The following is a 24513-nucleotide window of genomic DNA, read 5'->3' as shown; positions in this document are numbered from 1 at the left end:
CCCGGATCTCCTCAGGCGCGCAGCCCGTCGCGCCAGGCGATCCACTCCTTGAGCAGACCGAGGTCGTAGCCGTCCTGCCCGTCCTGGCCGACGGTGAACAGCCGCACCCCGAGCTCGTGCAGGCGGGGGCCGAGCTCGTCCGGGGCCTGCTCGACGGCGACCGAGCGCTCGATCTCCGCCGGGTCGCGGCCGATGTCACGGCAGTGCCCGTCGAGCACGGAGCACTTGTGCGCCACCGTGTCCGGGTCGCCGAACCCGTGCCAGATGGTGGCGTGCTCGGCGGTGTAGCGCAGCGTCTTGCGCTCCCCGCCACCGCCGACGAGCAGCGGGATGTCGCGGGTGGGCGGTGGGTTGAGCTTCGCCCAGCGGTCCCGGATCCGCGGCAGGGCCCGGGACAGGTCGCGCAGCCGGTCGCCCTTGGTGCCGAACTCGAAGCCGTACTCGTCGTAGTCGCGCTCGAACCAGCCGGCGCCGATCCCGAGGATCAGCCGGCCGCCGGAGACGTGGTCGACGGTGCGGGCCATGTCGGCGAGCAGCTCCGGGTTGCGGTAGCTGTTGCAGGTGACCAGGGCACCGATCTCCACCCGGGACGTCGCCTCGGCCCAGGCACCGAGCATGGTCCAGCACTCGAAGTGTTTGCCGTCGGGTTCGCCGTAGAGCGGGAAGAAGTGGTCCCAGTTGAACACCACGTCGACGCCGGCCTCCTCGGCGGCGGCGACGGTGCGCCGGATCTCGGCGTAGTCGGCGTGCTGCGGCTGCAGCTGCAGTCCGATGCGGACAGGACGCGGGTCGGTCATCGCTCCATCCTCACCCCGTCCCGGAGTCTCCGCAGCCCGGCCCGGTACCCCGTCGGGAATCAGAGACCGCGCAGCCCGGACAGCACACGCTCCATCAGCTCCAGGCCGGGCCCGTCCTCGGCGGAGGTGCAGCCGTGCACCAGGAGCCGGCGCTCGCCCACCAGGTCGTCGATCAGGACCCGCGCCACGCCGAGGGGCACCCCGCTGAGTGCGGCCACCTCCGACACCGACCGGGACCGGGCGCAGATCCGCAGCACGGCCGCGTGCTCCGCGGTGGCGACCGGCACCGCACCGGGGGCGGGGCACACCGAGACCAGGGTCTCCAGCCGCAGCTCCGCCCGGACCCGGGTCCGGCCGCCGGTCAGGACGTAGGGGCGGACCGGCGCGGAGCCCACCACCGGGAGCGGGGCGGTGTCCGCGGCCCCGGGCGGTGCCGGCGGCTCCCCGGGACCCCCGGCCGCCGCGGGCCGCTCGGTGGCCCGCTCGGTGGCCCGCTCAGTGGCCCGCTCGGCGGCCCGCTGCCGGCGGGACCGGCGGGTGCGTCGCGTGGAATGACCACCGAACCGGGCCCCGGTCACCCCGACAAGATCCTCGTCCGGGCCCTCGTCGCGGGCATCCTCGGGGGCCTCGTCGGGCCCCTCCTCGGGGCCCTGCTGCACCGGTGGGACCGGCGCCGCCGCCGGTTCCTGCCGGGCAGCCGGTTCCTGCTGAGCCGCCGGTTCCTGCCGGTCCTGCGGCGGCCCGAACCGGGCCCCCGTCCGTCCGAGCTGCGCCATCCACCCCTCCGTCCGTTCCCGGTGCACTCACGCTGCGCCACCGGACAGGCACACAGGGTGGACCGGCGTCGCTACCGGACGGTGTCCCCCGTGTCACGGGCGTGTGACGCGGCCGAGGTGCCCAGCAGGGCGGCGAACCGGTCGAGGGCCTCGGCGACCACGCGCTCGGCCGCGGGGACCGCCCCGAGGAACGCGACGAAGCCGTGCACCAGCCCCGGACCCTCCACGGTGGACACCGGCACGCCCGCGGCGGCGAGCGCGCCGGCCCAGTCCCGGCCCTCGTCGCGCAGCGGGTCGAACTCGGCGGTCGCGACCACGGCCGGGGCCACGCCCGACGGATCGGCCGGCGTCGCCGTCCCCAGCGGCGCGATCTCCGGCCCGGCCGGCTCGGGCCCGGCCAGGTACTGCGCCCAGAACCAGCGCATGTCGGCGGCGGTGAGGAAGTAGCCCTCGGCGTTCTCCTGGAACGACGGGGTCGCCGGGTCCGGGTCGAGCGGTGGGTAGAACAGGAGCTGACCGGCCAGGACGGGACCGCCGCGGTCCCGGGCGCGCAGCGCCAGCCCGGCGGCCAGGTTCGCCCCGGCACTGTCCCCTGCCACGCCCAGCGGGCGGTCCGGGTGACGCCCGGCGACCGCGAGCAGCGCGGCCCAGGCGTCCTCCAGCGGCGCCGGGTGCGGATGCTCCGGGGAACGCCGGTAGTCCACCGCCACGAGGACGGCGCCGGTCGCGTTCGCCACGTGCCGGCAGACCGGGTCGTGGGTCTCCAGGTCCCCGGTCACCCAGCCGCCGCCGTGCAGGTAGAGCACCAGGGCTCCGCGGTCGTCGGCCGGGGTGTAGGTGCGCACCGGGATCCCGCCGCCGGGCCCGTCGAGCACGTCGTCGGCCACCGCCGCGACCTGCTCCGGGACGAAGTCGGGCCCGCGCCGGGCCACAGCCAGCGCGCGGTAGTGCTCGCGCGTCGCGACCGGGTCGCCGTCGCGCACCAGAGGCAGGGCCCCGGCCTCGGCGAGGGTGTCCAGAACGGTACGGAATGCGGGGTCCAGCGGCATGATCCGCACGGTAGCGCCTCGTCGGGGAACGTCGGCATCGGAATCGGTGGATCCAGGTGTTCGCTCGCAAGGCGCCGGGCAGGCCCAGTACCGGAGGTACTCGGCCTGTCCGGCAACGCCGCGAGCGGGCAGCTGGGCCGCCGAGTTCGGTGCTGGACGTTTCCTGACGGGGCGCTGGACGGGCGGCTCGGCTGCGTACAGTCGATGGGGAACCGGCCGGACAAGACCGCACCGGCCGGAGAGGACCGCACCGAGGAGGATCGCGCCGTGGCCGACGCCGGCGGACCCACCGCCCCACCAACCTGGTCGCGCACCGTCGTCTCCCGCCGGCTGCTGGGCGCCGGCACGGCAGCCGCGGTGGGCGCGGTCGTCGTGGCGGCGCTGCACGCGGCAGGCGGCGGTGGCTCGGTGCTCGTCGCGGTCGTCCTGGCGGCGGTCGCGTGCTGGCTGCTGGCCCAGTCCCGCTCACGCGTCGTGGTCGCCGACGACGAGGTCCGGGTGGAGCAGGCCCTGCTGGGGCGGCGTCTCGTCGGGGTCGCGCTCGCCGACGTCACCGCGGCCCGGGCCGGCGAGCTGGACCCCGCCCGGTTCGCGCTCGGCGGCTACGGCGTCGTCCGGACCCCGGCCGGCGACGGGTTCCGCGCCACCCGCGGCGGGGAGTGCCTGGAGCTCGATCTCACCGACGGCCGCTGGTTCGTCGTGACCGTCGGCGACGCCGCCGGTGCGGCGAGCGCCGTCACGGCCCGGCTCGGCGCGCCGGCCGACGGCGACGCCCCGGACTGACCCGGGACTACCCCAGGGGGCTGCGCGGCAGCAGCCGGTCCGCGATGATCTTCTTCTGGATCTCGCTGGTGCCCTCGAAGATCGTGGTCAGCCGGGCGTCCCGCCAGTGCCGCTCGACCTGGTGCTCGGTGGTGTAGCCGTTGCCGCCGTGCAGCTGGATGCCGTCTGCGGTCACCTCGGCGGCCATCTCGGTGGCGACCAGCTTGGCCATCGCCGCCTCCCGCTCGCACGGCTCGCCCTGGTCCAGCCGGTGCGCGACGTGCTGGTAGAACGACCGCGCCTGCTCCACCCGGGCGGCCATCGTCGCGAGGGTGAACCGGACGGCCTGGAAGTCGCCGATCGGGTGCTCGAACTGGCGGCGCTGCTGCAGGTAGACGATGCAGTCCTCGACGGCGGCGCGGGCCAGCCCGACCGCGCGGGCCGCGGTGTGCACGCGGGCGATGTTCAGCCAGCGCTGGGCGTCGGCGAAACCCTCGCCGCCGGCGCCGAGCTGCTCGGAGACCGGGACGCGCAGGCCGTCGAACTCCAGGTCCCAGGTGACGAACCCGTGGTAGCCGATCTTGTCGATCGGGGATCCGGTCAGCCCGGCCGGGAAGCTGTCGCGCGGCTTCTCCACGACCACGGTGGCCAGGCCCGCCGAGCGCTTCTCCCCCGGCTCCGGGTCGTCGGTGCGCACCAGCACCTGGATGAAGTCGGCCGCCTTCGCGTTGCCGGTCCAGCGCTTGCGCCCGGTGATCACGAACTCGTCCCCGTCGCGGACCGCGCGGGTCTCGACCGCGGCCAGGTCGGAGCCCGCCTCCGGCTCGGACAGCGCGATCGCGCCGATCCACGCACCGCGGGCACTGCGGCGCAGCAGCTCGGCACGGCGGTCGGCGTCGGCGACGTTCGTACCCGCCCCCTGCGCCCGGGCGATGATCGACCCGACGCTCATCCAGGCCCGGGCCAGCTCCTCGGCCACCATGCAGTACTCGAAGGCGCCCAGCCCGAGCCCGCCGTACTCGGTCCCGACCGTGATCCCGAAGTACCCCAGCTCGCCCATCTCGTCGAGCAGCGAGCGCGGGATCTCGCCCTTGCGCGGGTCCAGCTCGTCGGCCACCGGCAGCACCCGGCGCATCGCGAACTCCCGCGCCTGCTCCTGCAGCGCCCGGCGCTCGGGGGTGTCGTGCGGGGCGGTCAGTACCGGGATCGGCGGGGCCAGGAGATCGTCGGTCACCCGGGCAGTATGGCGGTATCGGAGCCGGGCCGCCTGTGCCACGGTCGGTCCCGGCGACGCGGCCCCGGCACCCGGTGCGGCGTCGCGCGCCGTCCGCGGCCGCGGTGGCGCACCGGCACCGAGGGGAGCGAGTCGTCATGCCCGACAACCGCGTCGTCGTCTACAAGGGTCCGGGGCAGGTCGCCGTCGAGGGGATCGAGTACCCGAAGCTCGAGCTGCCGACCGAGGTCGTCGACGGACTGAAGATCAAGAAAAAGGCGCCGCACGCCGCCATCCTCAAGATCGTCACCACCAACATCTGCGGCTCGGACCAGCACATGGTCCGCGGCCGCACCACCGCGCCGGTCGGGCAGTCGCTCGGCCACGAGATCACCGGCGAGGTCGTCGAGGTCGGCGACGACGTGCTGTTCGTCGAACCGGGCGACATCTGCTCGGTCCCGTTCAACATCGCCTGCGGGCGCTGCCGGATGTGCAACGAGGGCAAGACCGGCGTCTGCCTGCACGTCAACCCGGCCCGGCCGGGCGCCGCCTACGGCTACGTCGACATGGGCGGCTGGGTCGGCGGCCAGGCCGAGTACGTGATGGTGCCCTTCGCCGACTTCAACCTGCTCCGCTTCCCGGACCGCGACCAGGCCCTGGAGAAGATCCTCGACCTCACCATGCTGTCCGACATCTTCCCGACCGGCTATCACGGCGCCCTCACCGCCGGGGTCACGACCGGCTCGACCGTCTACGTCGCCGGGGCCGGCCCGGTCGGGCTGGCCGCCGCGCACGCCGCGCAGGTGCTCGGGGCGGCCACCGTGATCGTCGGGGACATGATCGCCGACCGGCTGGAGCAGGCCCGCAGCTTCGGCTGCGAGACGATCGACCTGTCCGCGGGCGGGACGCTTCCCGAGCAGATCGACCAGCTGCTCGGCGAGCCGGAGGTGGACGCGGCCGTCGACGCCGTCGGGTTCGAGGCCCGCGGGCACGGCCGCGACGCCGGGGAGGCTCCCGCCACCGTGCTGAACTCGGTCATGGAGGTCACCCGGGTCGGCGGGGCGCTGGGCATCCCCGGGCTCTACGTGACCGGGGACCCGGGGGCCGTCGACGACAACGCCAAGCAGGGCACGCTCGGCGTCCGGATCGGGCTCGGCTGGGCCAAGTCGCACAGCCTGACCACCGGCCAGTGCCCGGTGAAGAAGTACAACCGGCAGCTGATGAACGCGATCCTGTCCGGCCGGGCGCAGATCGCGAAGGCGGTCAACGCCACGACGATCTCCCTGGACGACGCGCCACGCGGGTACCAGGAGTTCGACGGCGGCGTGGCCCGCAAGTTCGTGATCGACCCGCACGGGTCCGTGGCGGCCTGAACCTCACCGCGGGCCGGTGAGCGTCCCGCCGGCGGTGCCGATGTCGCCCACGGCGGTGCCGATGTCGCCCACGGCGGTGCCCCGGACGCGGGCGTCGAACGGGCTGTCCCCGAACAGCCCGGCCACGGCGTCCGCGCCCGGGCCGGCCAGCCACAGCACGGTGCTGCCCCGCTCCCAGGCGGGCGGGCCGTGCACCGCGGCGTCGCACACCGTGGCCCGCCCGGCCAGCACGGCCGCGATCTCCCGGACGGTGCCCGGGTCGATCGTGTTCGCCTCGACGTAGAGCGGCCGGTCCGCCCGTCCCTCGAGACCGGCGGCGACCTGCGCCGCGACCTGCAGGGCCGCCGCCGGCGGACAGACCGCGACGATGACGTCGGAGCGTGCAGCCAGCGCGGCGACATCCGGCACGGCGATCAGGTCGGCCAGCTCGGCGCGCTTCGCCGTGGCGTGCGTGCGTCCGGCGTCCGCCCAGATCACCGCGCCCGCGCGGGCCTTGAGCGCCGAACCGAGCGCGGCGCCCATCACGCCGGGGTGCAGGATCCCGACGACCGGGCGGGGCGGCAACGCGTCCATCCCCGCATCATGCCCTGGCGTGTCGGGACCTGGACACGGCACGGTGCGCGCATGAGTGCGCGCACCCCGGACCCGATGTTCACCGGCGACGCCGTGGGCGGCTGGCTGCAGCTCCCCTCCCCCGCCGTCGCCGAGGTCGTCGGCGCGGTCGGGTTCGACAGCGTCTGCGTCGACACCCAGCACGGGCTGATCGGCGACGACGTCGTCCTGGGCATGCTGCAGGCGCTGACCGCGTCCGGCACGCGCACCCTGGTGCGGGTGGCCGGGCACGGCGCCGAGCTGATCGGGCGGGCGCTGGACCGCGGTGCCGACGCCGTGATCGTCCCCCTGGTGGACACCGCCGAGCAGGCCGCCGAGGCCGTCGCCGCGTGCCGGTACCCGCCGGACGGGCACCGCAGCTTCGGACCGGTCCGGCCGTCGTGGCTGGGCCGCGACCCGCTGGCCGCCGGGCGGTGCGTGGTGATGGTGGAGACGGTCGCGGCGGTGGCGAACCTGGAGGACATCCTGGCCGTCGAGGGCGTCGACGCGGTGTTCGTCGGCCCGTCGGACCTCGCGCTGACCCACGGCTTCCCGCTCGCCGCGCAGGGTCCCGGCGGGCCCCGCAGCGACGAGTACGCCGAGCTGCTGCGCGGGATCACCGACCGGTGCGGAGCCGCGGGCGTCCCGGTGGGGATCTACTGCGACTCCCCCGCCCACGCCCGCCGGTTCCGCGAGCTGGGCGTCACCTTCACCATGCTCGCCGCCGAGCACGCCATCCTGCGGGCGGCGCTCACCGAGCAGCTGGCGGCGGCCCGCGGCTAGTTCTTGTCAGTCGAAGAACTTGCGTGCCCGGATCTCCGCCCGCCGGTGGCGCAGCCGCCAGCCGGCCGGGGTGCGGACGATCTCGTCGTGGTAGTCCCCGGTCACCGGCGGGCCCTCGTTCGGGAAGCCGATGAACTTGCTGTGCCCGCGTACGGTGTCGGCGTCGATCCCGGTCCGCGTCGTGTTCACCGTGAGGTGCGCGTACATGTTGCGCCCCTTGAAGTTCGCCACGATGTCGTCGATGCCGTGCAGGTCCGGGCGGCCGGATGCGGAGCGGTCGAACACGAAGTCCGGGGCGAACACCTCGTGCGCCCGGTCCCAGTCGTGGTCGTCGACGACGTGGCCGTAGTCGGCCAGCAGGGCGTGGATCTGCATCGAGTCCTCGGGGGTCATCCGGCCGAGGATGCCACCCCCGACCCGGCCGGCCGGGCGTGATCGGCGTGTTGTGCAGGGTCGGTGCCGGATCCGGCACCGATCCTGCACCACGGCCCGATCACCGCGGGGTGACCGCGTGCTCCCCGGCCCGAGCGCGGTCGTCGACCATGACCAGCCCGGTGATCCGCCCGGCCAATCCGGTGTGCCCGCTCGTGCGGAACAGGCCCACCAGGCTCGCGACGCCCCACACCAGACCGAGCAGGCCGAACGCGCCGCTCGGGCCCGCGAGCAGCAGCAGCCCACCGGTGCCCAGCAGCACCCGCACCAGCCGCGTGCCCCGGGACGGCACGCCGCCGTCCGGCTGTGCCGGGCGCAGCCGCACGGCCCGCTGGCCGATGGTCCCACCGGTGCCGACCAGCGGGACGACGAGGAACACCACCAGCGGCGCCCAGAACCCGACGAGCTCGTTCGCGCCCTCGAACCAGTCCGGGAGCGGCCCGGAGAGCCCGCCGGCCGCGACGGAGTACCCGGCCAGCACGACCGCGCCCAGCACCGCACCCGAGCCCCACACCGCGAGCACGTCGCACACCGCGCCGAGCAGCCGCCTGCGGGCCGACACCGGCGCCGGCCGGTCCGGGGCCCCGGCCGCGTCGAGCCGGCGCGGGCGCAGCAGCATCGCGGCCAGCCCGCCGAGCAGCGCTCCCGCGGTGTTCGCGATCAGGTCGTCGACGTCGGCGACCCGGTAGGCGCACGGGAACAGGAACCAGTTGCCGGTGTACTGGGTGAGCTCCACCAGCAGCGAGACCGCGAACCCGGCCGCCACGGTCACCGCCAGCGAGCGGCGGAACGGGCCGCGCAGCAGCCAGCCGAGCGGGGCGAACAGCACGACGTTCAGCACGACCTGCTGCACCGCGCCGTTGGCGAGCGCGGCCCGCATCCCGGTCGCCTCCTGCCGGGACGCGATCCGCGCGATGTCGTCGACGAACTGGAACGGGCGGGTCTGCAGCACGTCCGCGACGGACCGGCCGGCGCAGAACGCCGCATCGACCTGCGGCAGCGGCAGCAGCGTGTAGGTCAGGATCGCCAGCCCGTAGACCGGGACCGCGGCCAGCACGACCATCTCCCGCGTTCCGAACCCGCCGCGGCGCCGGTAGGACAGCGCGACGACGGGGACGAGCACGGCCAGCACCAGCACCGCCCCGAGGCCGATCGCGAGGACGGCGGGAACGAGTCGATCGGTCACGACCGAGGAACCTAACCGTCGGATCGCCCCGCTCCGCGGTCCCTGGGCTGCGCGTCCGGGTGGCCCGCACCGTCGTCGTCCGAAGTGGAGCGGCTCGGTGACGCCCGAGTCAGCCTTCCGCCACGGACACCGGCTCACCGCCGGGGCATCGAATGGGGCGGGTGACCGCCCGGCTACCGCCGATCCAGCCGGGCAGATGCACCATCTTGATACCGGCGCCACCGGTGACGAGCACATGTACCGCCTCGGCCGACGCCGCGACCCGCTCCTGCGACAGCCCGTGATTCGCGAGCAACTCGTTGCCGCGCCGATAGAGTTCTGCGGCCACATCAGCGATGCCGAGTGCGTGCACTCGCTCCGCGACCTCCGGGGGCACGACGAGAGCCTGTTCGCAGGCGCTCATCCGTCCCGGGTCCCCCGCCGCCAAGGCCGACCCGGCCAACAGAGCAGCGGGAGGGTCCAGGATCTCGGCGGCGGTGCGGCCCTCACCGCGGGGCAACACCTCGGCTGTGCCACCGACAGCAAGCACGGTGACCGTATCGGCATCCTCCGGTCGATCGTCCGCCGCTCGCGGTGCAACCGGAAGGCACAACCCGTACCGGCCCGGCTGTCCGGTGGTGGCCATGTCGGTCTCGCCCGGTCGGGCACCACCGATCCCGGCCAGCGCGAGTGCGACCGCACGCCCGATCGCGGCGTTGGCCCGATTCCCGGGGCCGAGCAGGTTCGTCCCGGTGTTCATCCCCAGGGCGGCGACCACCGGCCCGCGCACGACGACCGCGACGGCAGCCGTGCCGGTCGTCGTCTGGACGCCGAGGAGGTTGAACTCCGGCGCCAGACAGGCCTGTAGTGCGGTTTGCACCACTCCCAGTTCCGAGGGACGGCATCCGGCGAGTACCGCATGGTATGCGGCGCCCGCCGGAGTCAGCTCGGAGAACAACGGCGGCACCGCTCCGAGGGCGGCGTCCGGGGCAGCGACACCCGCGAGCATCGCCTCCAGTCGCGCCGCCGTCGGTGGCACGACCGGCAGCCCGTCCCCGATGCCGCCGATCAGCAACGCGGCCGTGGCGTCCTCCACCGCTGTCCCCTCGGCCACGAGCGGCCACTCACCCACCGGGAACCCGAACGGACACCGCCTCGGTCGCCCCGAACGACGGGATCCAGGCCGAGTGCTTGCCGGCTCCACCCGCGACCAGTACCTGCAACTGCTCCGGCCCCGTGCTGACGGTGTAGTGGTCGCCGTCGGGCTCGATCCCCCATTCGGTGAACTGGCGGCGGTTGCCCTCGGACACCGCGTCGACCGGGATCCGCGCCCGCTCCCACAGAGCACGACGGATCGCCTCCACCGTCCAGCCGTCGCGGTGCAGCGTCGTTGCATGCTCCGGGCCGAGTACCAGGAGGTGCGGGCCACGGACATAGACGTTGTTGGATCCGGGTTGCGCCATCGTGCCCGCGATCGTGGTGAGGATCCCTTCTCCCGTGGTGCTGCCGTGATCGTTGATGTTGTGTGGGGGCTCGGCCGCCAGAACGGTCACCACGCTCTCGTCCGCATCGAAGCCACGCCGGACGCCGAAGGGCTCCCAGGGGCTGTCCCCGGTGTTCTCCGCGAAGCAGTAGGTGTACTTCGCCGGCGAGCCCTGGGTCGACCGGTCCATCGCAGGTGGCCGGGCCCCAGCCAGGTTGAGCAGGATCAGCGACAACGCGCGGCCGATCACCGCGTTCGCCCGCGTACCCGATCCGAAGCAGTTCCCGGCGCCGTTGAGACCGAGCCGCTCCCGCACCGGGCCGCTCACCACGATCAGTGGCGCACAGGGATGGGTCGTGGCGAGAGTGCCGTGCAGGTTGTAGGCATCCTGCTGCACACCGGCCAGTGCGGCGAGCACCGTCGGCAGGTCGAGAGGACGGCAGCCTGCCATCACGGCGTTCGCGGCGACCGCCCGTGGAGCCGGAACCAGCCGGCTCGGCGGCAGCGGTCCGAACTCCGGTAGGTCGGACGGCAACGCGGCGAGCATGGCGTCCACGAGGTCCTCGGTCGGAGGAACCGTGGGAAGGCCGTCGCCCCAGCCGCGTTCCTCCACCCAGGAGAACCATTCGGCAGGACCGAGGTCGGGTATCTCGAGCACGCCGGGGTCGCTCACATCGCCTCCTCCAGCTCGTCCAGTGCATGCGCGATTCCGGCGTAGGCACTCGCGATCCGTCCCTCGAGCCCGGACGGGTCCAGGCCGCCGACGGGATGCTCGACGACGACCACCCGGGGATCGACCCGTCTGGCCTTCGCCTGCGCGGTGACCAGAGGCAGGAAGGTACGGGTCACGATCAGGAACGCCGTGACGCCGCGACGTTCAAGTTCGACCGAGTCGTGGAGACTCCACGACGAGCAGGATCCTCAATCACCGATCGCGACGACCGCCATCCGGTACCGGGCCGCGAGGTGGTCGAGCTGGTCCTCGTCGGCCCCGGCTGCCGCATTGGGTTTCGCGGCGAAGCCGACGTCGAGGATGCCACGTTCGGCACCGAGCTGGTCTCCGACGCCCCGCAGCAGATCGCTCGCACCGGGCTTGGAGTTCGAGAACAGGCACAGTGTCCCGGCCGGGGGCCGGTCGCCCGCGACAGCGGTACTCGCCTCCTCACTCGGTGTGCCGTAGGTGGGATCGATGATGCGCACGTGCGCTCCTCTCATGTGCGGTGCCGGGCCGACGCAGCCGTCCGGTCATCTCATCTGCAGGTCGGCGACCGCCGCCAGGCCTGCAGCGAGTCCGTCCGCCGCGGCAGCGATCAGATGGTCGGAGACCCCGGCACGCACCGGCCCGGCCACGTGGAGTCCGGGAGCGTCGGCATCCGGCGTGCCGGTGATCCGCCCGTCGGCGGCTCGCTTCAGGACCCCTTCGACCAGCCCGGAGCGCGGTTCCCGCCCGACCTGGGCGAAGACTCCGGTGGCCGGGATCTCCACCCCGTCGGCGAGCCGTATCCCCGTCACGGTTCTGTCACCATCGATCCCGACGACCACCGCGCCCTCGCGCACCGCGACACCGCTCGCCGCGAGAATCGCCGCGCGGCGGGCGGACCACAGCGGCGATGGGCCCGGGAGCAGGACCGTGACATGTGCGGCCACCCCGGCCAGTTCGACCGCCTCCTGGGCCGCCCAGTCGTCGTCACCGACGACGACCACGCGCTGCCCCGTGAACAGCGGACCGTCACAGCTCGCGCACTCGGACAGTCCGCGACCCGCCCACTCGTCCGCACCAGGCACGTCGAGCCTGCCGGGGGCGAGTCCGGTGGCCACGACGACCGTGGTGGCGGCAACCGACCCGTCGAGGGTCCGGACCGTGTGGGGCGACCCGGTAGTCAGTTCGGTGACCTCGGTATAGGAGATCTCCACCCCCGCCGACATCGCGTTCTCGAGCAATGTCCCGGCCAGGTCCGGGCCGCTCGTCTTCACCGGCAGCCCGGGATAGTCACTCACGTCACCGAGGTTGATCAGTTGACCACCGGGTGCCAAACGGTCCAGGGCGACGGTCCGGGCGCCGTGTTCGGCCGCGACCGTCGCCGCGGTCAGCCCGGCCATCCCAGCCCCCACCACAGCCAGATCCCACACGTCGTCGGTCACGGTTCCTCCTCGATCCGCCGGCTCACGGGTGCTCCCTGTACGTGGTTCTGCACGTAGCCGCGTGACTGGTTGCGACTCGGATTCCCGGCCAGCACGATCCCGATGTCGTCGGCCCGCGTGCACATGGGCACGGTCCGCTGCGGGTCGGTCCCGGCGTACCGCTGATCGAGCTCACCACGGCGCACCAGCTCGTCCACCCGGAAGCCGGTCGAGCCGACCGCCCAGGCGCACCGTTCGAGCTCCGCGACCGTGATCCGGGCGTGTTCGGCGAGGTGCGCGCGGATCGCCGTCTTGTCGATCCCGTAGCCCGCCAGCGCCCGGGCGATGCTCGGACCGACGACGAGCAGCGGATGCCACGCCCCGAACTCCATCCCCGTGTAGGACCAGGGGCCCATCGCGTCCCGCATCCCGACCGTCAACGCATGCAGGTGACCGGCCGCGTCCTCACCGGCGGAGTAGATCGGCGCGCTGATCGTCACGCAGCTCTGCACCGTCACGACGCTGTCCGCGGCGGCGAAGCCGCGATCCTCGCGGAACGACGACCATCCGGCGTCGCGCACGGCGTCGTCGTTCTCCGCGAGCACCACGTTGAACGACGTCGCGATGGCTCCCTGGTCGGTGTGGTCCGGTGGGGTCCGCAGCCCCGCCAGGTTCCGGAGGTAGAGCCGGACGAATCGCCCGACGGCCGTGTTCGCGCGACGTCCGACCCGCATCACTCCGGTCCCGGAGTTGAAACCCAGCCGTTCGACGACAGGACCGGAGAGCACCACGAGCGGCTCCCAGCCGGGGGTCGACCCGGCGTCGGCAACGCGGAAGACCGGATCGACCAGGCACTCCACGATCCCCAGCAACACCGGCATGTGCTCCGGGGTGCACCCGGCCAGCACGCCGTTCACGGCCACGTTCCACACGGTGGCCTCTCGCTGCTCCGGGGCGAGGCTTCCGAGCACCTCGTTCGGGTCGCGCCGGGTCCGGGCGAGGAAGGCATCGACCCGCTCGAGTGTGGGCGGCACGATCGGTAGGCCGTCCGTCCAGCCCTGCTCCTCGAAGTGGTCCTGGACGGCGTCCAGCTCACCGGAGAACACGACCGCGCGGGTGGAGTGCTCCCGCTCCGGCTCCTCCGGCGCGGTCGCGACCTCGCCGGTCCCGGGCGACTCGGCCACCAGAGCATCGACCACCGCCGGGGCGACCTCGTAGCGCATCTTGGTCCGGAAGGTCGCCGAGTCATCGGCGAGTATCACACCGGGGTAGCTGACGATCGGCACGTGGCTGATGCCGAGGGACTTGGCGATGGCTCGGCCCATCGGCTCGAAGCCTCCCCCGCCGATGGCCACGGCCGGAACCCCGGCCCGCTCGGCGGCGGCCGCTGCCCGCATCACGGCAGGCATGCACGAGCCTCAAGCACCCACGGCGGCGACCACGAGGTCGACGCGATGGGAGCGGAGCAGCTCGGGCAGCGCTTCCAGGACGCGCTTCTCCTCAGCTGCCGAGGCGTGGAAGTTGCCGAACTCCTCCCAGCCGACGAACTCGACGTCGTCGAACCGGTCGCGAGCGACCTCGGAGATCACCTCGAACATCTCGGGCCCGCGGAACAGCTCGTCCCACAGGTAGGCCACGGTACGACCACCGAGCTCAGCGGGCCGTTCCTGTTCCACGACCTCCCCGACCACCCGGCGCCCGAGCGGCCACACGACGTCGTAGCGCGGTTCGTAGTCAGACATGTCGATCAGTCCTCCGCCGTGATGACTCGCCCTGCGCGGTCGCGCAGGAAGTACGCCGCACCGAAGACCAGCACGGCTCCGAAGACCGCGATTCCGACCGCGATTCCGTAGCCCTCGGTGGTGGCGATGATGCCGCCGATCAGCGTGCCCAGACCGGAGAGGCCCCGGCCGATGTTGTAGGCCGCGGCCGACCCCAACGACCGCAACCGGGTGGGGAACAGCTCGCCGAACCACACACCGAAGATGCCGAAGTAGCCGAGGAAGAAGCTCGAGACCAGGTAGAGCCAGGCGAGGTTGCCCATCCCGGACCCGGTGACCGCGATCCCCAGCATCACTGCGAAGGTCACCGCCTGCAGTCCGGAGAAGGTGAGGAAGACACTCCGGCGGCCGAGCCTGTCGGACAGATAGCCGGCCAGGATGAAGGCGACGAACGACACGGCCGAGGCGAGATAGAGCACCAGGCTCGCGGATCCGGACTCGTAGCCGAGGTCCTCGCGCAGGAGTGACGGCATCCAGGTGGTCGCCGTGTAGGGCACCCACTGGGCACCGAACGCCGCGACCACACCGACCGCGACGATCGGCAGGCTGTCCCGGGAGAGCAGCTGGGCCCAGCCGGAGCGCCGGACCTGCGCGGCCACCTCCGGCGTCAGCTCACCGGCAGCCTTGCGACGCTGCAGCTCGGTCCACTGCTTCGACTCCGGCGTGGCGATCCGGACCCACACACAGGCAAGGGCCGGCAGCACCCCGAGCAGGAACGCCGTTCGCCAGTCCGGGACCAGCTGGGCGGCGAGGATCGCCAGTGCATAGGCCGGCCACAGCGACGACTGCACGAGCCCGCCCCCGAGACCGCGCCGCTTCGGCGACCACGCCTCGTTCAACCAGGCGAATCCCACGGCCCACTCGCCGCCGGTGCCGACCCCGGTCAAGAACCGGAGCACGACGAACACGGTGAAGTTCGGGGCGAAGAACACGAGTCCGGTCGCGATCGAGTAGATCAGGATGGACCAGATCAGCGTTCGCCGACGCCCGAAACGATCCCCGAGCCAGCCGAACAACACCCCACCGACCGCGGAGCCGATCAGCTGCACCACGATCGCCAGGCTGAACGTCGCGGGTGTGATGCCGTACTCGGCCATGATCGGTCCGGCGAGCAGCGACGGAAGCATGAAGTCGAAGTACTCCATGCCCCAGCCCAGACATGCGGCACCGAGGATCCGCCGACGCTCCCCCGGGGTGTACTCGAGCGTCACGGCCGAGCCCGAGCCGGCCTGTCCGGTGCTCATGCGACCTCCCATCCCGGGTCGGTGCAGCAGTGCACCGAGCCGGCCCGGGGATCGAGACTAGGCGGGTCCGGATCGGACCGTCCAGGAAGATTGGATAATTTCTTGACTAACGGCCTCTCGATGCCAGGGTTGCGCCGAGATCGGCGACGGTGAGGTCGCGGTGTGCGTTCATCAGGTCGACCACGGCGGCGTTGTCCCCTCGGCGCAACGCTGTGATCATCGCCTTGTGCTCGCGCACGAGCCGCCGCCGGGCCGCCGAGTCGTAGAGGTGCACGGTGCGATAAGCGTCGGTCATCCGCCAGATCCGCTCGATCTCCCCGACCACGAGGCCGAGGCCGGAGTGCCGGAACATCGTGAAGTGGAAGTCATGGTTGGCCGCCGCGATTCTCGCGACGTCCCCACCGTCGACCTCCTCCCCGACCCGGGCGTTGAGCGCGGCCAGCTCGCGCAGCGCGGCCTGATTCAGCCGTGGCAGTGCCAGGAGGACCTCGGTCTCCAGCGCCCGGCGCATCAGGTAGGTCTGGCGCAGCTCGTCGACGCTCAGCCGGGTGACCGAGTACCCGACGTTCGGCTCATGATGCAGGACACCCTCGGTCTGCAGCACCTTCAACGCCTCGCGCACCGGGATACGGCTCACACCGAGCCGGGCGGCGAGCGACTCCTGGCGAACTTGCTGGCCTGGAGCGAGTTCGCCGGTACGCATCATGTGCCGGATCTCGCCGACGATTCGACTGGCCACGCTCGCCCGGCGGGGGGCCACTGAAGTGGTCGCCGCCGAACCGACGGGCGCCGTCGTCGACTCCGGCGCATCGGTACTCACGCCGCCAGGCTAGTAGGCGCTGCCGCGCCCGTGAGTGGTTGTCGCGGTCAGGGCCGCGACAACCACTCACAAGCCAAGATTCTCGAGGATGGACTGGGCGGCCAGGGTGGGGGTCAGGCCGCCGGTGCGGACGTCGTTGGTGAGCTCCGGGAGCTTGGCCTTCAGGCCGGGGTCGTGCAGCACCCGGTCCATCAGCCGGTCCCGCACCATCTGCCACATCCAGTCGACCTGCTGGTCGGCCCGCCGGGTCGCCAGCTCCCCGGCTCTGTCCAGCGTGTCGCGGTGCTCGCACACCTTGTCCCACACCGCGTCCAGACCCTTGCCGGTCTGCGCGGAGCAGGACAGCACGGGGGTGCGCCAGTTCTGCGAGGTCGGGGTCATCATGTGCAGCGCGCCGGCGAGCTCGCGGGCGGCGGCCTTCGCGTCGCGCTCGTAGGGGCCGTCGGCCTTGTTGACCGCGACGACGTCGGCCAGCTCCAGGATGCCCTTCTTGATCCCCTGCAGCGCATCGCCGGTGCGGGCGATGGTCAGGAACAGGAACGTGTCGACCATCCCCGCCACAGTCGTCTCGGACTGCCCGACCCCGACGGTCTCGACGAGCACGACGTCGTGGCCCGCGGCCTCCATCACGACCATCGTCTCCCGGGTGCGGCGGGCGACCCCGCCGAGCGTGCCCGCCGACGGCGAGGGCCGGACGAACGCGTTCGGGTCGACCGAGAGCTGCGGCATCCGGGTCTTGTCCCCCAGGATCGACCCGCGGGTCCGGGTGGACGAGGGATCGACGGCCAGCACCGCGACCCGGTGCCCCCGGCCGGTGAGCCGGGTACCGAGCGCCTCGATGAAGGTCGACTTGCCCACGCCGGGCACCCCGGAGATGCCGACCCGCACGGCGTTCCCGGCCTTCGGGGTGAGCTCCAGCAGCAGCTCCTGGGCGGCCCGCTGGTGGTCGGGCCGGCTGGACTCGACGAGGGTGATCGCCCGGGCCAGCAGGGTGCGGTCGCCGGCCAGGACACCGCGGGCGAGCTCCGCGGGGTCGGGGACGCGCGGGGCCATGGAGGTCCTCCGGTTCTCGGGGGTCGGGATCCGAACACGGGCGGCCACGGGGGCGGGGCCGCGACACACAGGACGCAGACACACACGACGCAGCGGGGCCGGCACCCCGCGCAGGGGTGCCGGCCTGCGAGCGGGCGGCGGGCTCAGTCCGCGAAGACGCTGCCGGTCCCGGCCGCCTGTCCGGACTCGTCGTGCCCGAGGTTCGCCGACAGCTTCCCGAGCAGGTCCACCGCGGCCTCGGCGATCACCGTGCCGGGCGGGAACACCGACGCGGCGCCCATCTCCAGCAGCTCCGGCACGTCGGCCGGCGGGATGACCCCGCCGACGACGACCATGATGTCCTCCCGGCCCACCGCGGCGAGCTCGCGGCGCAGCTCCGGGACCAGCGTGAGGTGCCCGGCGGCCAGCGAGCTGGCCCCGATCACGTGCACGTCGGACTCGGCGGCCTGCTTCGCGACCTCGGCCGGGGTCTGGAACAGCGGGCCCACGTCGACGTCGAAGCCGATGTCGGCGAACGCCGTCGCGATCACCTTCTGACCGCGGTCGTGCCCGTCCTGGCCCATCTTCGCGACCAGGATCCGCGGCTGGCGGCCCTCGTGCTCGGCGAACTCGGAGACGAGTTCGCGGGCGCGGTCGATCGCCGGGTTCTGCCCGGCCTCCTCGGAGTACACACCGGAGATGATGCGGATCTGACCGGCGTGGCGCCCGAACACCTTCTCCAGCGCGTCGGAGATCTCCCCGACCGTGGCCATGTTCCGGGCCGCGTCGACGGCCAGGCCGAGCAGGTTCTCGTCGTCGCCGCGCCGCGAGCCCTCGGCGATCTTCTCCGCGGCGCCGGTGAGCGCGCGCAACGACGTGTCGACGGCGCGGTCGTCGCGCTCGGCCCGCAGCCGCGCCAGCTTGTCCAGCTGCTCGCGGCGCACGTTCGCGTTGTCGACCTTGAGCACGTCGATCTGCTCGTCGGCCTCGACGACGTACTTGTTGACGCCGATCACCGGCTGGCGGCCGGAGTCGATCCGGGCCTGGGTGCGGGCCGCGGCCTCCTCGACGCGCATCTTCGGGATGCCCGCGTCGATCGCCTGCGCCATCCCGCCGGCCTTCTCGACCTCGTCGATGTGCGCCCACGCCCGCTTCGCGATGTCGTAGGTCAGCTTCTCGACGTAGTACGAGCCGCCCCACGGGTCGACCACGCCGGTCGTCCCGGACTCCTGCTGCAGCAGCAGCTGGGTGTTGCGCGCGATCCGCGCGGAGAAGTCGGTGGGCAGCGCGAGCGCCTCGTCGAGCGCGTTGGTGTGCAGCGACTGGGTGTGGCCCTGGGTCGCGGCCATCGCCTCGACACAGGTGCGGACGACGTTGTTGTAGACGTCCTGCGCGGTCAGCGACCAGCCGGAGGTCTGCGAGTGCGTCCGCAGCGACAGCGACTTGGCGTTCTTCGGGTCGAACCGGTTCACGAGCTTCGACCAGAGCAGGCGCGCGGCCCGCATCTTGGCGACCTCCATGAAGAAGTTCATGCCGATCGCCCAGAAGAAGCTCAGCCGTGGCGCGAACTTGTCGATGTCCAGCCCGGCGTCGACCCCGGCCCGCAGGTACTCCACGCCGTCGGCGAGGGTGTAGGCGAGCTCGAGGTCGTTGGTCGCCCCGGCCTCCTGGATGTGGTACCCGGAGATCGAGATCGAGTTGAACTTCGGCATCTTCGCGCTGGTGAAGCCGAAGATGTCGGAGATGATCTGCATCGACGGCTGCGGCGGGTAGATGTAGGTGTTGCGGACCATGAACTCCTTCAGAATGTCGTTCTGAATGGTTCCGGTCAGCTTCTCGGGCGCCACGCCCTGTTCCTCGGCCGCGACGATGTAGAGCGCGAGCACCGGGAGCACGGCGCCGTTCATCGTCATCGACACCGACATCTTGTCCAGCGGGATGCCGTCGAACAGCTGGCGCATGTCGAGGATCGAGTCGATCGCGACCCCGGCCATGCCGACGTCGCCGGCGACGCGCGGGTGGTCGGAGTCGTAGCCGCGGTGGGTGGCCAGGTCGAACGCGATCGACAGGCCCTTCTGGCCCGCGGCGAGGTTGCGCCGGTAGAACGCGTTCGACTCGGCCGCGGTGGAGAACCCGGCGTACTGCCGGACCGTCCACGGCTGGTTGGTGTACATCGTCGGGTACGGCCCGCGCAGGTACGGCGTGATCCCCGGGTAGGTCCGCAGGAAGTCGACGTCGGCGAGGTCGGCCGGGGTGTAGAGCGGCTTGACGCCGATCCCCTCCGGGGCCTCCCAGGTCGGCGCGGAACCGGACCACGCGGACGCCGCCGGCCCGGCCGCCGCGGCGCCGGCCGGGGCGTTCAGGGGCAACGAGGTGAAGTCGGGAATGGTCACTTCGACCCCTCCAGGACGGTGTAGACGTCGTCGATCACGGCGAGGGCGTCGCACCCCGCGTACAGGGTGCCGTCCACGCCCGGGACCGGCTCCTTCGGCTTGCCGGCCAGCAGGATGCGGGACGCACCGGCCGCGCGCAGCGCGGCGGCGGTCTCGGCGGCCCGCTCGTCGTAGAGCGCGTCCGAGGAGCACAGCACGGCCACCGGCGTGCCGGAACCGCCGAACGCGTCCACCACGTCCTGCGCGGACTCCGTCGGGCCGGCGTCGACGGCGTCGATCCCGCCGGCGGCCAGCAGGTTGCGGGCGAACCCCGCCCGCGCGGTGTAGCTCGCCAGCGGCCCGAGCGTCGCGAGGAACACCGCCGGGCGCGCCCCGTCCGCCGCCAGCGCGGCGTCGGAACGGTCCCGGTAGACCTCGTAGGCCTCGGCCGGGCGGTACAGCGGCAGCCCGCCGCGGTGCACCGGTTCCGGCAGCGGCTCGCGCTCGAGCAGCGTCTCGGCCAGGTCCGGGAACTCCGAGACACCGGTCAGCGGCGCCTTCCGGCGGGCGACGTCGGCCTCCCGCTTCGCGCGGACCTCGCCGACCCGCTGCGCGACCAGGCCCGAGTCGAGCGCGGCGACCGCGCCGCCCGCGCCCTCGATCTCCTGGAAGAACTCCCACGCGACGCGCGCGAGGTCCTCGGTGAGGTGCTCGACGTACCAGGACCCGCCGCCCGGGTCGATCACCCGTGCCAGGTGCGACTCCTCGATGAGCAGGGTCTGGGTGTTACGCGCGATCCGCCGCGAGAACGGCTCGGAGCGGCCCAGCGCGGCGTCGAACGGGGGCACGGTGACCGCGTCCGCGCCGCCGACGCCCGCGGCGAACCCGGCGACGGTGGCGCGCAGCATGTTCACCCACGGGTCGCGCTGGGAGAACAGGGCCTCGGACACGACGGCGTGCTGGCGCTGTGGCACCGCGGTGGCCCCGTCCGGGTCGCAGGCCTCGAGCACCCGCGACCAGAGCCGGCGCGCGGCGCGCAGCGTGGCGGTCGTCGGGAACTGCTCGGGGGTCGCGGCGTAGCGGAACTCGAGCAACCGGGCCGCGCCGGCGACGTCGAGGCCGGCCGCGGTCAGCGCCCGCAGGTAGGCGACTCCGGCGGCCAGCGACCAGCCGAGCTCCTGCGCGTCGGACCCGCCGGCCTCCCGGACGACGGTGGCGTCCACGGTGATCGCGGAGACCTTCGGGAAGTCCGCGGCGACCCGCCGGGCCAGCGCGGTGACGTCCTCGGGGACGCCGGCGGTGGTCCCGGCGTCGGGGCCGGCCCCCTCCGGGCCGGCGCCGGTGCGGGCACGCAGCCCGATCGGGTCGACGCCGAGCGAGCCGAGCAGCTCGGCGTCGTCGATCCCGTTGCGGGCGGCCAGGTCCAGGTAGGCGGTTGCGGCCCCGACGGCGTCGGCGCCGGCGTCGAGCGCCACACCCGCCAGGTCGAGGTGCACGCCCTGCAGCGCGGTGCCGAGGTCGCCGACCGGGACCCCGCCCACACCGACCCGCAGCCAGATCGAGTTGACGCCGCACTCCAGGTCGGCCAGCAGCTCCTCGCGGACCGTCGCCGGATCGGTGCCGGCGTGCCGCTGGCGGATGTCCCAGCCGTCGGGCACGTGCCCGTCGGTGAGTGCGCCGCGGGTGAACGGCCAGGCGCCCGGGACCCCGGTCTCCGGCAGCCCCTCGACGTCCTCGGCGGCGTACAGCGGCGCCACCCGGATCCCGTCCGCGCTCGTGCGGGTCAGGGTCTCGACGCCCGCACCGAGCTCGGCGTCCTCGGCGATGTGGCCCGACTTGCGGACCACCGCGTCCGCCGCGGCCAGCCACTGCTCGCGGGTGACCGGGTCGAACCCGCCCGCGAGAACCAGCTCGTCGGGCTCCACGGGCCCTGGGTCGACCGCGCCGCGGTCGCTCTCCGTCATGCGCTCTGTTCTCCTCACCGGCCCGCGGGGCGGCCTCGTTGCCCGCCGGGCGCCGCCGTCGTGACGTCGCCGAAGTCCCGCGGAGTCTAGTGAGCCGGTGCCGTTCCGGCGCGGGGCCTGTGGCGAGACGCGCACACCGTGTGACGCACTCGACGCCGGGCGCGCGGGCCCGGTGCGGCATCGTGGACGGTCATGTCCCCCGTCACGCGAGGCTTCGTGGGCAGGCGCCGGCGCGACCCGCGGCTGCCGCCCGGCCAGTACGACGTCGGCGACCAGTGGCCGGTGCTGACCGCCGAGCGTGCCCCGAACCTGGACACCGCGCGGTGGACGTTCCGCATCGAGGGCCTCGTCGAGCGGTCGGTGGAGTGGACCTGGGACGAGGCCCGGGCGCTGCCGCGCGAGCGCTGGGACGGCGACATCCACTGCGTGACGACCTGGACGAAGTTCGGGATGTCCTGGGAGGGCGTGCCGATCGACACGCTGCTGGCCGCGGCGGGGCCGCTGGCGCAGGCGCGGTACGTGGTCGCCCACTCGCACTCCGGCTACACGACCAGCCTGCCGCTGGCCGACCTGACCGGCGGGCGGGCCTGGCTGGCCTTCGCCGCCGGGTCCGGTGCCGGGCGGTCCGGCCGACCGGAACCGCTGACCCGCGAGCACGGCGGCCCCGCCCGGCTGCTGGTCCCGCACCTCTACTTCTGGAAGTCGGTGAAGTGGGTCGCGGGCCTGCGGCTGCTCGCCGACGACGACCCGGGCTTCTGGGAGCGCAACGGCTACCACGACCGCGGGGACCCGTGGGCCGAGCAGCGCTTCCAGGGGGACTGAGCGTGCCCACCTCTCGCCGGACCCTGCGCTGGCAGACCGCGACCGTGCTGGCGGTCCGTGACGAGGCCCCGCGGGTCCGGACCGTGCGGCTGCGCCTCGAGCAGGTCTCCGGGCACCTGCCCGGCCAGCACTATGTGCTGCGCCTGACCGCCGAGGACGGCTACACCGCCCAGCGGTCGTACTCGGTGGCCTCCGCCCCGGACGGGAGCGCGGAGATCGAGCTGACCGTGGAGCGGCTCCACGACGGCGAGGTCTCGGAGTTCCTGCACGACGTCGTGGTCCCCGGCGACGTCCTCGAGGTGCGCGGCCCGGTCGGCGGCTGGTTCGCCTGGGACGGCACCGGCCCGGCGCTGCTGGTGGGCGGCGGGTCGGGCCAGGTGCCGCTGGCCGCGATGCTGCGCCACGCCCGCGCGACCGGGCGCCCCGACCTGGTCCGCCTGCTCGTGTCGGTGCGCACCCCGCGCGACCTGTACTTCGGTGCCGAGCTGCGCGGGCCCGGGGTCCACGCGGTGTTCACCCGGCTCGCCCCGCCGGGTTCGCCCCGACCGGCCGGGCGGCTCACCGTCGACGACGTGGCCCCGCTGGTCCGCGGGGACGAGACCGCCTACGTGTGCGGCTCGCCCGCCTTCGCCGACGCCGCGGCGACGCTGCTCGCCCGGGCCGGCGTCCCCGACGGCGCCATCCGGATCGAGCAGTTCGGCCCCACCGGGGCGTGACCGGCACCGCCCGGTCCTCGATCAGGGCGTGCGGGTCGTCGCTCCCCCACGCGAGGGAGGCGGGCCACCCTGCGAGGGGACCCGCGGCGGGACGGCCCGCAACAGCATGGACGCATGACGCAGCATCGACGACGTTCCACGGCGGCTCCGGCCCCCCGGCCCGACCGCACCCGGGTGATCGGCCACCTCGCGATCGCCGCGATCCTGCCGTACCTCCTGCTCAAGATCGCGTGGATCGCGGGCTCGACCGTCGGGATCGTGAGCGCCTCGCCGGTCGACGCCGCGGTGCTGCAGGGAGGGAACCTCGTCACGGCGGCGATGGAGGTCGTCGCCGTGCTGGTCATCCTGACCTTCACCCGTTCCTGGGGTCTGTCGGTGCCGCCGTGGCTGGTCCTGGCACCGACGTGGATCGGGACGGGCCTGCTGGCGCCGTTCGTGGTCACCGGCCCGGTCGTCGCCGTCTCCGTCCTGGGTGATCCCACCTCAGTCGGTGACGGCTCCCTCGCGGCATGGGTGGGCCCGCTGGTGTACCTCAGCTTCGGCGCCCAGGCGATCGGGCTCTCGGCGGCCTTCGTCGGCCATGTGCGGGCCCGGTGGTCGCCGGTGTTCACGAGCCGGATCGCCGCGGGACCGGCGGGTCCCGCCCGGCCGGTCGCGCTCGCGTCCGCCTGGGCGGCCACGACGCTGCTGAGCGTCGTGGTGGTGGCGCGGGTGTCCTGGGCGTGCGGTTCGACCTGGGGGCTGCCGGCGTCGGTGCTCGGGAGCCGGGGGATCGCCGAGCAGCTCGCGGACGGCGGTACGGCGGTCTTCGCCGTCGCCGCGGCGGTGGGAACGCTGTCGCTCCTGCACCGGCGCCCGCGCGCGGGTCGCACCCGGGTGCCGCTCTGCCTCGCCTGGGTGGGCACCGGCGCGATCGTCGGCAGCGGCCTCTACGCGACGACACTCCTGCTCTCCGGGATCACGGGCCCGGTGTCGGCTGCGGCCGGAGCCGTGGGGTTCGTGGATCTCCTCCAGACACTCGCCGGCACCGTGCTCGCCGTCGTGGGAGCGTCGCTGCTCGCCGGGATGGCCGCCGACCGGGCGGCGCCGTCCGTGCGGCCGGCCGAGTACGCGGGTGGGTTTCCTCACCCGGACCCGACGTCCGGACCCGCCGACCGGTCGCCGGGCACCCCGCTCCCCCGGACGCAGTAGCGCGAACCGCCGGAGGCGGCATCAAC

At 73.4% G+C, this 24513-nt stretch carries 24 protein-coding genes; 6 read left to right on the top strand and 18 right to left on the bottom strand.

What is annotated here, in order from left to right; translation table 11 throughout:
• Positions 1-11: 11 nt before the first annotated feature.
• The 3 genes from BM093_RS04795 to BM093_RS04785 all read right to left on the bottom strand — a co-directional run bounded on the left by BM093_RS04795 (position 12) and on the right by BM093_RS04785 (position 2622).
• Positions 12-797 carry an LLM class F420-dependent oxidoreductase gene (locus BM093_RS04795; protein ID WP_093337764.1) on the bottom strand — a complete coding sequence of 262 codons (786 nt, stop codon included), beginning with the start codon at positions 795-797 and terminating at the stop codon, positions 12-14.
• A gap of 59 nt (positions 798-856) precedes the next feature.
• A complete protein-coding gene (locus tag BM093_RS04790; protein ID WP_093337761.1) occupies positions 857-1573 on the bottom strand; it encodes a DUF742 domain-containing protein in 717 nt (238 codons plus the stop codon).
• 71 nt (positions 1574-1644) lie between these two features.
• Complete coding sequence (locus BM093_RS04785) at positions 1645-2622, bottom strand: alpha/beta hydrolase (RefSeq protein WP_093338095.1); 978 nt, start codon at positions 2620-2622, stop codon at positions 1645-1647.
• Between the two features lie 267 nt (positions 2623-2889).
• On the opposite strand from BM093_RS04785, the gene BM093_RS04780 reads away from it, so the two are divergent.
• The gene (locus BM093_RS04780; protein ID WP_143105259.1) at positions 2890-3405 is read left to right on the top strand and encodes a DUF3093 family protein; all 516 of its coding nucleotides are present in this window, start codon (positions 2890-2892) and stop codon (positions 3403-3405) included.
• Between the two features lie 7 nt (positions 3406-3412).
• Here the strand turns inward: BM093_RS04780 and BM093_RS04775 are convergent, their stop codons facing one another.
• The gene (locus BM093_RS04775) at positions 3413-4618 is read right to left on the bottom strand and encodes an acyl-CoA dehydrogenase family protein (protein WP_093337755.1); all 1206 of its coding nucleotides are present in this window, start codon (positions 4616-4618) and stop codon (positions 3413-3415) included.
• Positions 4619-4755: 137 nt separating this feature from the next.
• On the opposite strand from BM093_RS04775, the gene fdhA reads away from it, so the two are divergent.
• Entirely contained in the window at positions 4756-5970 is a 1215-nt protein-coding gene (gene fdhA / locus BM093_RS04770; protein WP_093337752.1) for a formaldehyde dehydrogenase, glutathione-independent, read from the top strand.
• A 3-nt stretch (positions 5971-5973) separates the two neighbouring features.
• Here the strand turns inward: fdhA and BM093_RS04765 are convergent, their stop codons facing one another.
• The gene (locus BM093_RS04765) at positions 5974-6543 is read right to left on the bottom strand and encodes an NAD(P)-binding domain-containing protein (RefSeq protein WP_177238265.1); all 570 of its coding nucleotides are present in this window, start codon (positions 6541-6543) and stop codon (positions 5974-5976) included.
• Between the two features lie 51 nt (positions 6544-6594).
• Here BM093_RS04765 and BM093_RS04760 point away from each other — a divergent pair, with 51 nt between their 5' ends.
• Complete coding sequence (locus tag BM093_RS04760; RefSeq protein ID WP_177238264.1) at positions 6595-7344, top strand: HpcH/HpaI aldolase family protein; 750 nt, start codon at positions 6595-6597, stop codon at positions 7342-7344.
• Between the two features lie 6 nt (positions 7345-7350).
• Here BM093_RS04760 and BM093_RS04755 read toward each other — a convergent pair whose 3' ends face one another.
• From BM093_RS04755 to BM093_RS04690, 13 genes are all read right to left on the bottom strand, one after another.
• Entirely contained in the window at positions 7351-7737 is a 387-nt protein-coding gene (locus BM093_RS04755) for a nuclear transport factor 2 family protein (protein WP_093337748.1), read from the bottom strand.
• Positions 7738-7837: 100 nt separating this feature from the next.
• The gene (locus BM093_RS04750) at positions 7838-8962 is read right to left on the bottom strand and encodes a VanZ family protein (protein WP_177238263.1); all 1125 of its coding nucleotides are present in this window, start codon (positions 8960-8962) and stop codon (positions 7838-7840) included.
• Positions 8963-9071: 109 nt separating this feature from the next.
• Positions 9072-10037: a hypothetical protein gene (locus tag BM093_RS04745; RefSeq protein WP_218162662.1), complete on the bottom strand. Its 966-nt coding sequence runs from the start codon at positions 10035-10037 to the stop codon at positions 9072-9074.
• Between the two features lie 28 nt (positions 10038-10065).
• Positions 10066-11097 carry a hypothetical protein gene (locus tag BM093_RS04740; protein WP_177238262.1) on the bottom strand — a complete coding sequence of 344 codons (1032 nt, stop codon included), beginning with the start codon at positions 11095-11097 and terminating at the stop codon, positions 10066-10068.
• On the bottom strand, positions 11094-11624 hold the full coding sequence (locus tag BM093_RS38310; protein WP_425439103.1) for a UGSC family (seleno)protein: 531 nt from the start codon (positions 11622-11624) through the stop codon (positions 11094-11096). Before BM093_RS38310 ends, BM093_RS04740 begins: the two co-directional genes overlap by 4 nt.
• 45 nt (positions 11625-11669) lie before the next feature.
• Positions 11670-12566 carry an NAD(P)/FAD-dependent oxidoreductase gene (locus BM093_RS04725; protein WP_093337731.1) on the bottom strand — a complete coding sequence of 299 codons (897 nt, stop codon included), beginning with the start codon at positions 12564-12566 and terminating at the stop codon, positions 11670-11672.
• Complete coding sequence (locus BM093_RS04720) at positions 12563-13954, bottom strand: UGSC family (seleno)protein (RefSeq protein ID WP_143105258.1); 1392 nt, start codon at positions 13952-13954, stop codon at positions 12563-12565. Before BM093_RS04720 ends, BM093_RS04725 begins: the two co-directional genes overlap by 4 nt.
• 9 nt (positions 13955-13963) lie before the next feature.
• Positions 13964-14287: a UGSC family (seleno)protein gene (locus BM093_RS04715; RefSeq protein WP_093337726.1), complete on the bottom strand. Its 324-nt coding sequence runs from the start codon at positions 14285-14287 to the stop codon at positions 13964-13966.
• 5 nt (positions 14288-14292) lie between these two features.
• Positions 14293-15570, bottom strand: coding sequence for an MFS transporter (locus BM093_RS04710; protein ID WP_177238261.1), 1278 nt, complete (start codon positions 15568-15570; stop codon positions 14293-14295).
• 106 nt (positions 15571-15676) lie between these two features.
• A complete protein-coding gene (locus BM093_RS04705) occupies positions 15677-16390 on the bottom strand; it encodes a GntR family transcriptional regulator (RefSeq protein ID WP_218162660.1) in 714 nt (237 codons plus the stop codon).
• Between the two features lie 66 nt (positions 16391-16456).
• On the bottom strand, positions 16457-17443 hold the full coding sequence (gene meaB / locus BM093_RS04700) for a methylmalonyl Co-A mutase-associated GTPase MeaB (RefSeq protein WP_093337721.1): 987 nt from the start codon (positions 17441-17443) through the stop codon (positions 16457-16459).
• 143 nt (positions 17444-17586) lie between these two features.
• A complete protein-coding gene (gene scpA, locus BM093_RS04695; RefSeq protein WP_093337718.1) occupies positions 17587-19815 on the bottom strand; it encodes a methylmalonyl-CoA mutase in 2229 nt (742 codons plus the stop codon).
• Complete coding sequence (locus BM093_RS04690) at positions 19812-21758, bottom strand: methylmalonyl-CoA mutase family protein (protein WP_093337716.1); 1947 nt, start codon at positions 21756-21758, stop codon at positions 19812-19814. Before BM093_RS04690 ends, scpA begins: the two co-directional genes overlap by 4 nt.
• Before the next feature lie 192 nt (positions 21759-21950).
• Here BM093_RS04690 and BM093_RS04685 point away from each other — a divergent pair, with 192 nt between their 5' ends.
• From BM093_RS04685 to BM093_RS04675, 3 genes are all read left to right on the top strand, one after another.
• Complete coding sequence (locus tag BM093_RS04685) at positions 21951-22580, top strand: molybdopterin-dependent oxidoreductase (protein ID WP_093337713.1); 630 nt, start codon at positions 21951-21953, stop codon at positions 22578-22580.
• Positions 22581-22582: 2 nt separating this feature from the next.
• Positions 22583-23296: an FAD-binding oxidoreductase gene (locus tag BM093_RS04680; protein WP_245773303.1), complete on the top strand. Its 714-nt coding sequence runs from the start codon at positions 22583-22585 to the stop codon at positions 23294-23296.
• Between the two features lie 114 nt (positions 23297-23410).
• Positions 23411-24487 (top strand): hypothetical protein, encoded by a 1077-nt coding sequence (locus tag BM093_RS04675; protein WP_143105257.1) that lies wholly within the window; start codon positions 23411-23413, stop codon positions 24485-24487.
• Positions 24488-24513 lie beyond the last annotated feature (26 nt).

The sequence above is a fragment of the Pseudonocardia ammonioxydans genome, assembly GCF_900115005.1.
In the GTDB taxonomy this organism is placed as follows: Bacteria; Actinomycetota; Actinomycetes; order Mycobacteriales; family Pseudonocardiaceae; genus Pseudonocardia; species Pseudonocardia ammonioxydans.
The sequence above is the reverse complement of the archived record's forward strand: the minus strand, read 5'-3'. Positions and strand labels throughout refer to the sequence as shown.

What these genes read in the sequence shown, in the direction of transcription:
- BM093_RS04795 (WP_093337764.1), bottom strand. Translation starts at nt 797, where the DNA reads ATGACCGACCCGCGTCCTGTCCGCATCGGACTGCAGCTGCAGCCGCAG.
- BM093_RS04790 (WP_093337761.1), bottom strand. Translation starts at nt 1,573, where the DNA reads ATGGCGCAGCTCGGACGGACGGGGGCCCGGTTCGGGCCGCCGCAGGAC.
- BM093_RS04785 (WP_093338095.1), bottom strand. Translation starts at nt 2,622, where the DNA reads ATGCCGCTGGACCCCGCATTCCGTACCGTTCTGGACACCCTCGCCGAG.
- fdhA (WP_093337752.1), top strand. Translation starts at nt 4,756, where the DNA reads ATGCCCGACAACCGCGTCGTCGTCTACAAGGGTCCGGGGCAGGTCGCC.
- BM093_RS04765 (WP_177238265.1), bottom strand. Translation starts at nt 6,543, where the DNA reads ATGGACGCGTTGCCGCCCCGCCCGGTCGTCGGGATCCTGCACCCCGGC.
- BM093_RS04760 (WP_177238264.1), top strand. Translation starts at nt 6,595, where the DNA reads ATGAGTGCGCGCACCCCGGACCCGATGTTCACCGGCGACGCCGTGGGC.
- BM093_RS04755 (WP_093337748.1), bottom strand. Translation starts at nt 7,737, where the DNA reads ATGACCCCCGAGGACTCGATGCAGATCCACGCCCTGCTGGCCGACTAC.
- BM093_RS04720 (WP_143105258.1), bottom strand. Translation starts at nt 13,954, where the DNA reads ATGCCTGCCGTGATGCGGGCAGCGGCCGCCGCCGAGCGGGCCGGGGTT.
- BM093_RS04715 (WP_093337726.1), bottom strand. Translation starts at nt 14,287, where the DNA reads ATGTCTGACTACGAACCGCGCTACGACGTCGTGTGGCCGCTCGGGCGC.
- BM093_RS04710 (WP_177238261.1), bottom strand. Translation starts at nt 15,570, where the DNA reads ATGAGCACCGGACAGGCCGGCTCGGGCTCGGCCGTGACGCTCGAGTAC.
- meaB (WP_093337721.1), bottom strand. Translation starts at nt 17,443, where the DNA reads ATGGCCCCGCGCGTCCCCGACCCCGCGGAGCTCGCCCGCGGTGTCCTG.
- BM093_RS04690 (WP_093337716.1), bottom strand. Translation starts at nt 21,758, where the DNA reads ATGACGGAGAGCGACCGCGGCGCGGTCGACCCAGGGCCCGTGGAGCCC.
- BM093_RS04685 (WP_093337713.1), top strand. Translation starts at nt 21,951, where the DNA reads ATGTCCCCCGTCACGCGAGGCTTCGTGGGCAGGCGCCGGCGCGACCCG.
- BM093_RS04675 (WP_143105257.1), top strand. Translation starts at nt 23,411, where the DNA reads ATGACGCAGCATCGACGACGTTCCACGGCGGCTCCGGCCCCCCGGCCC.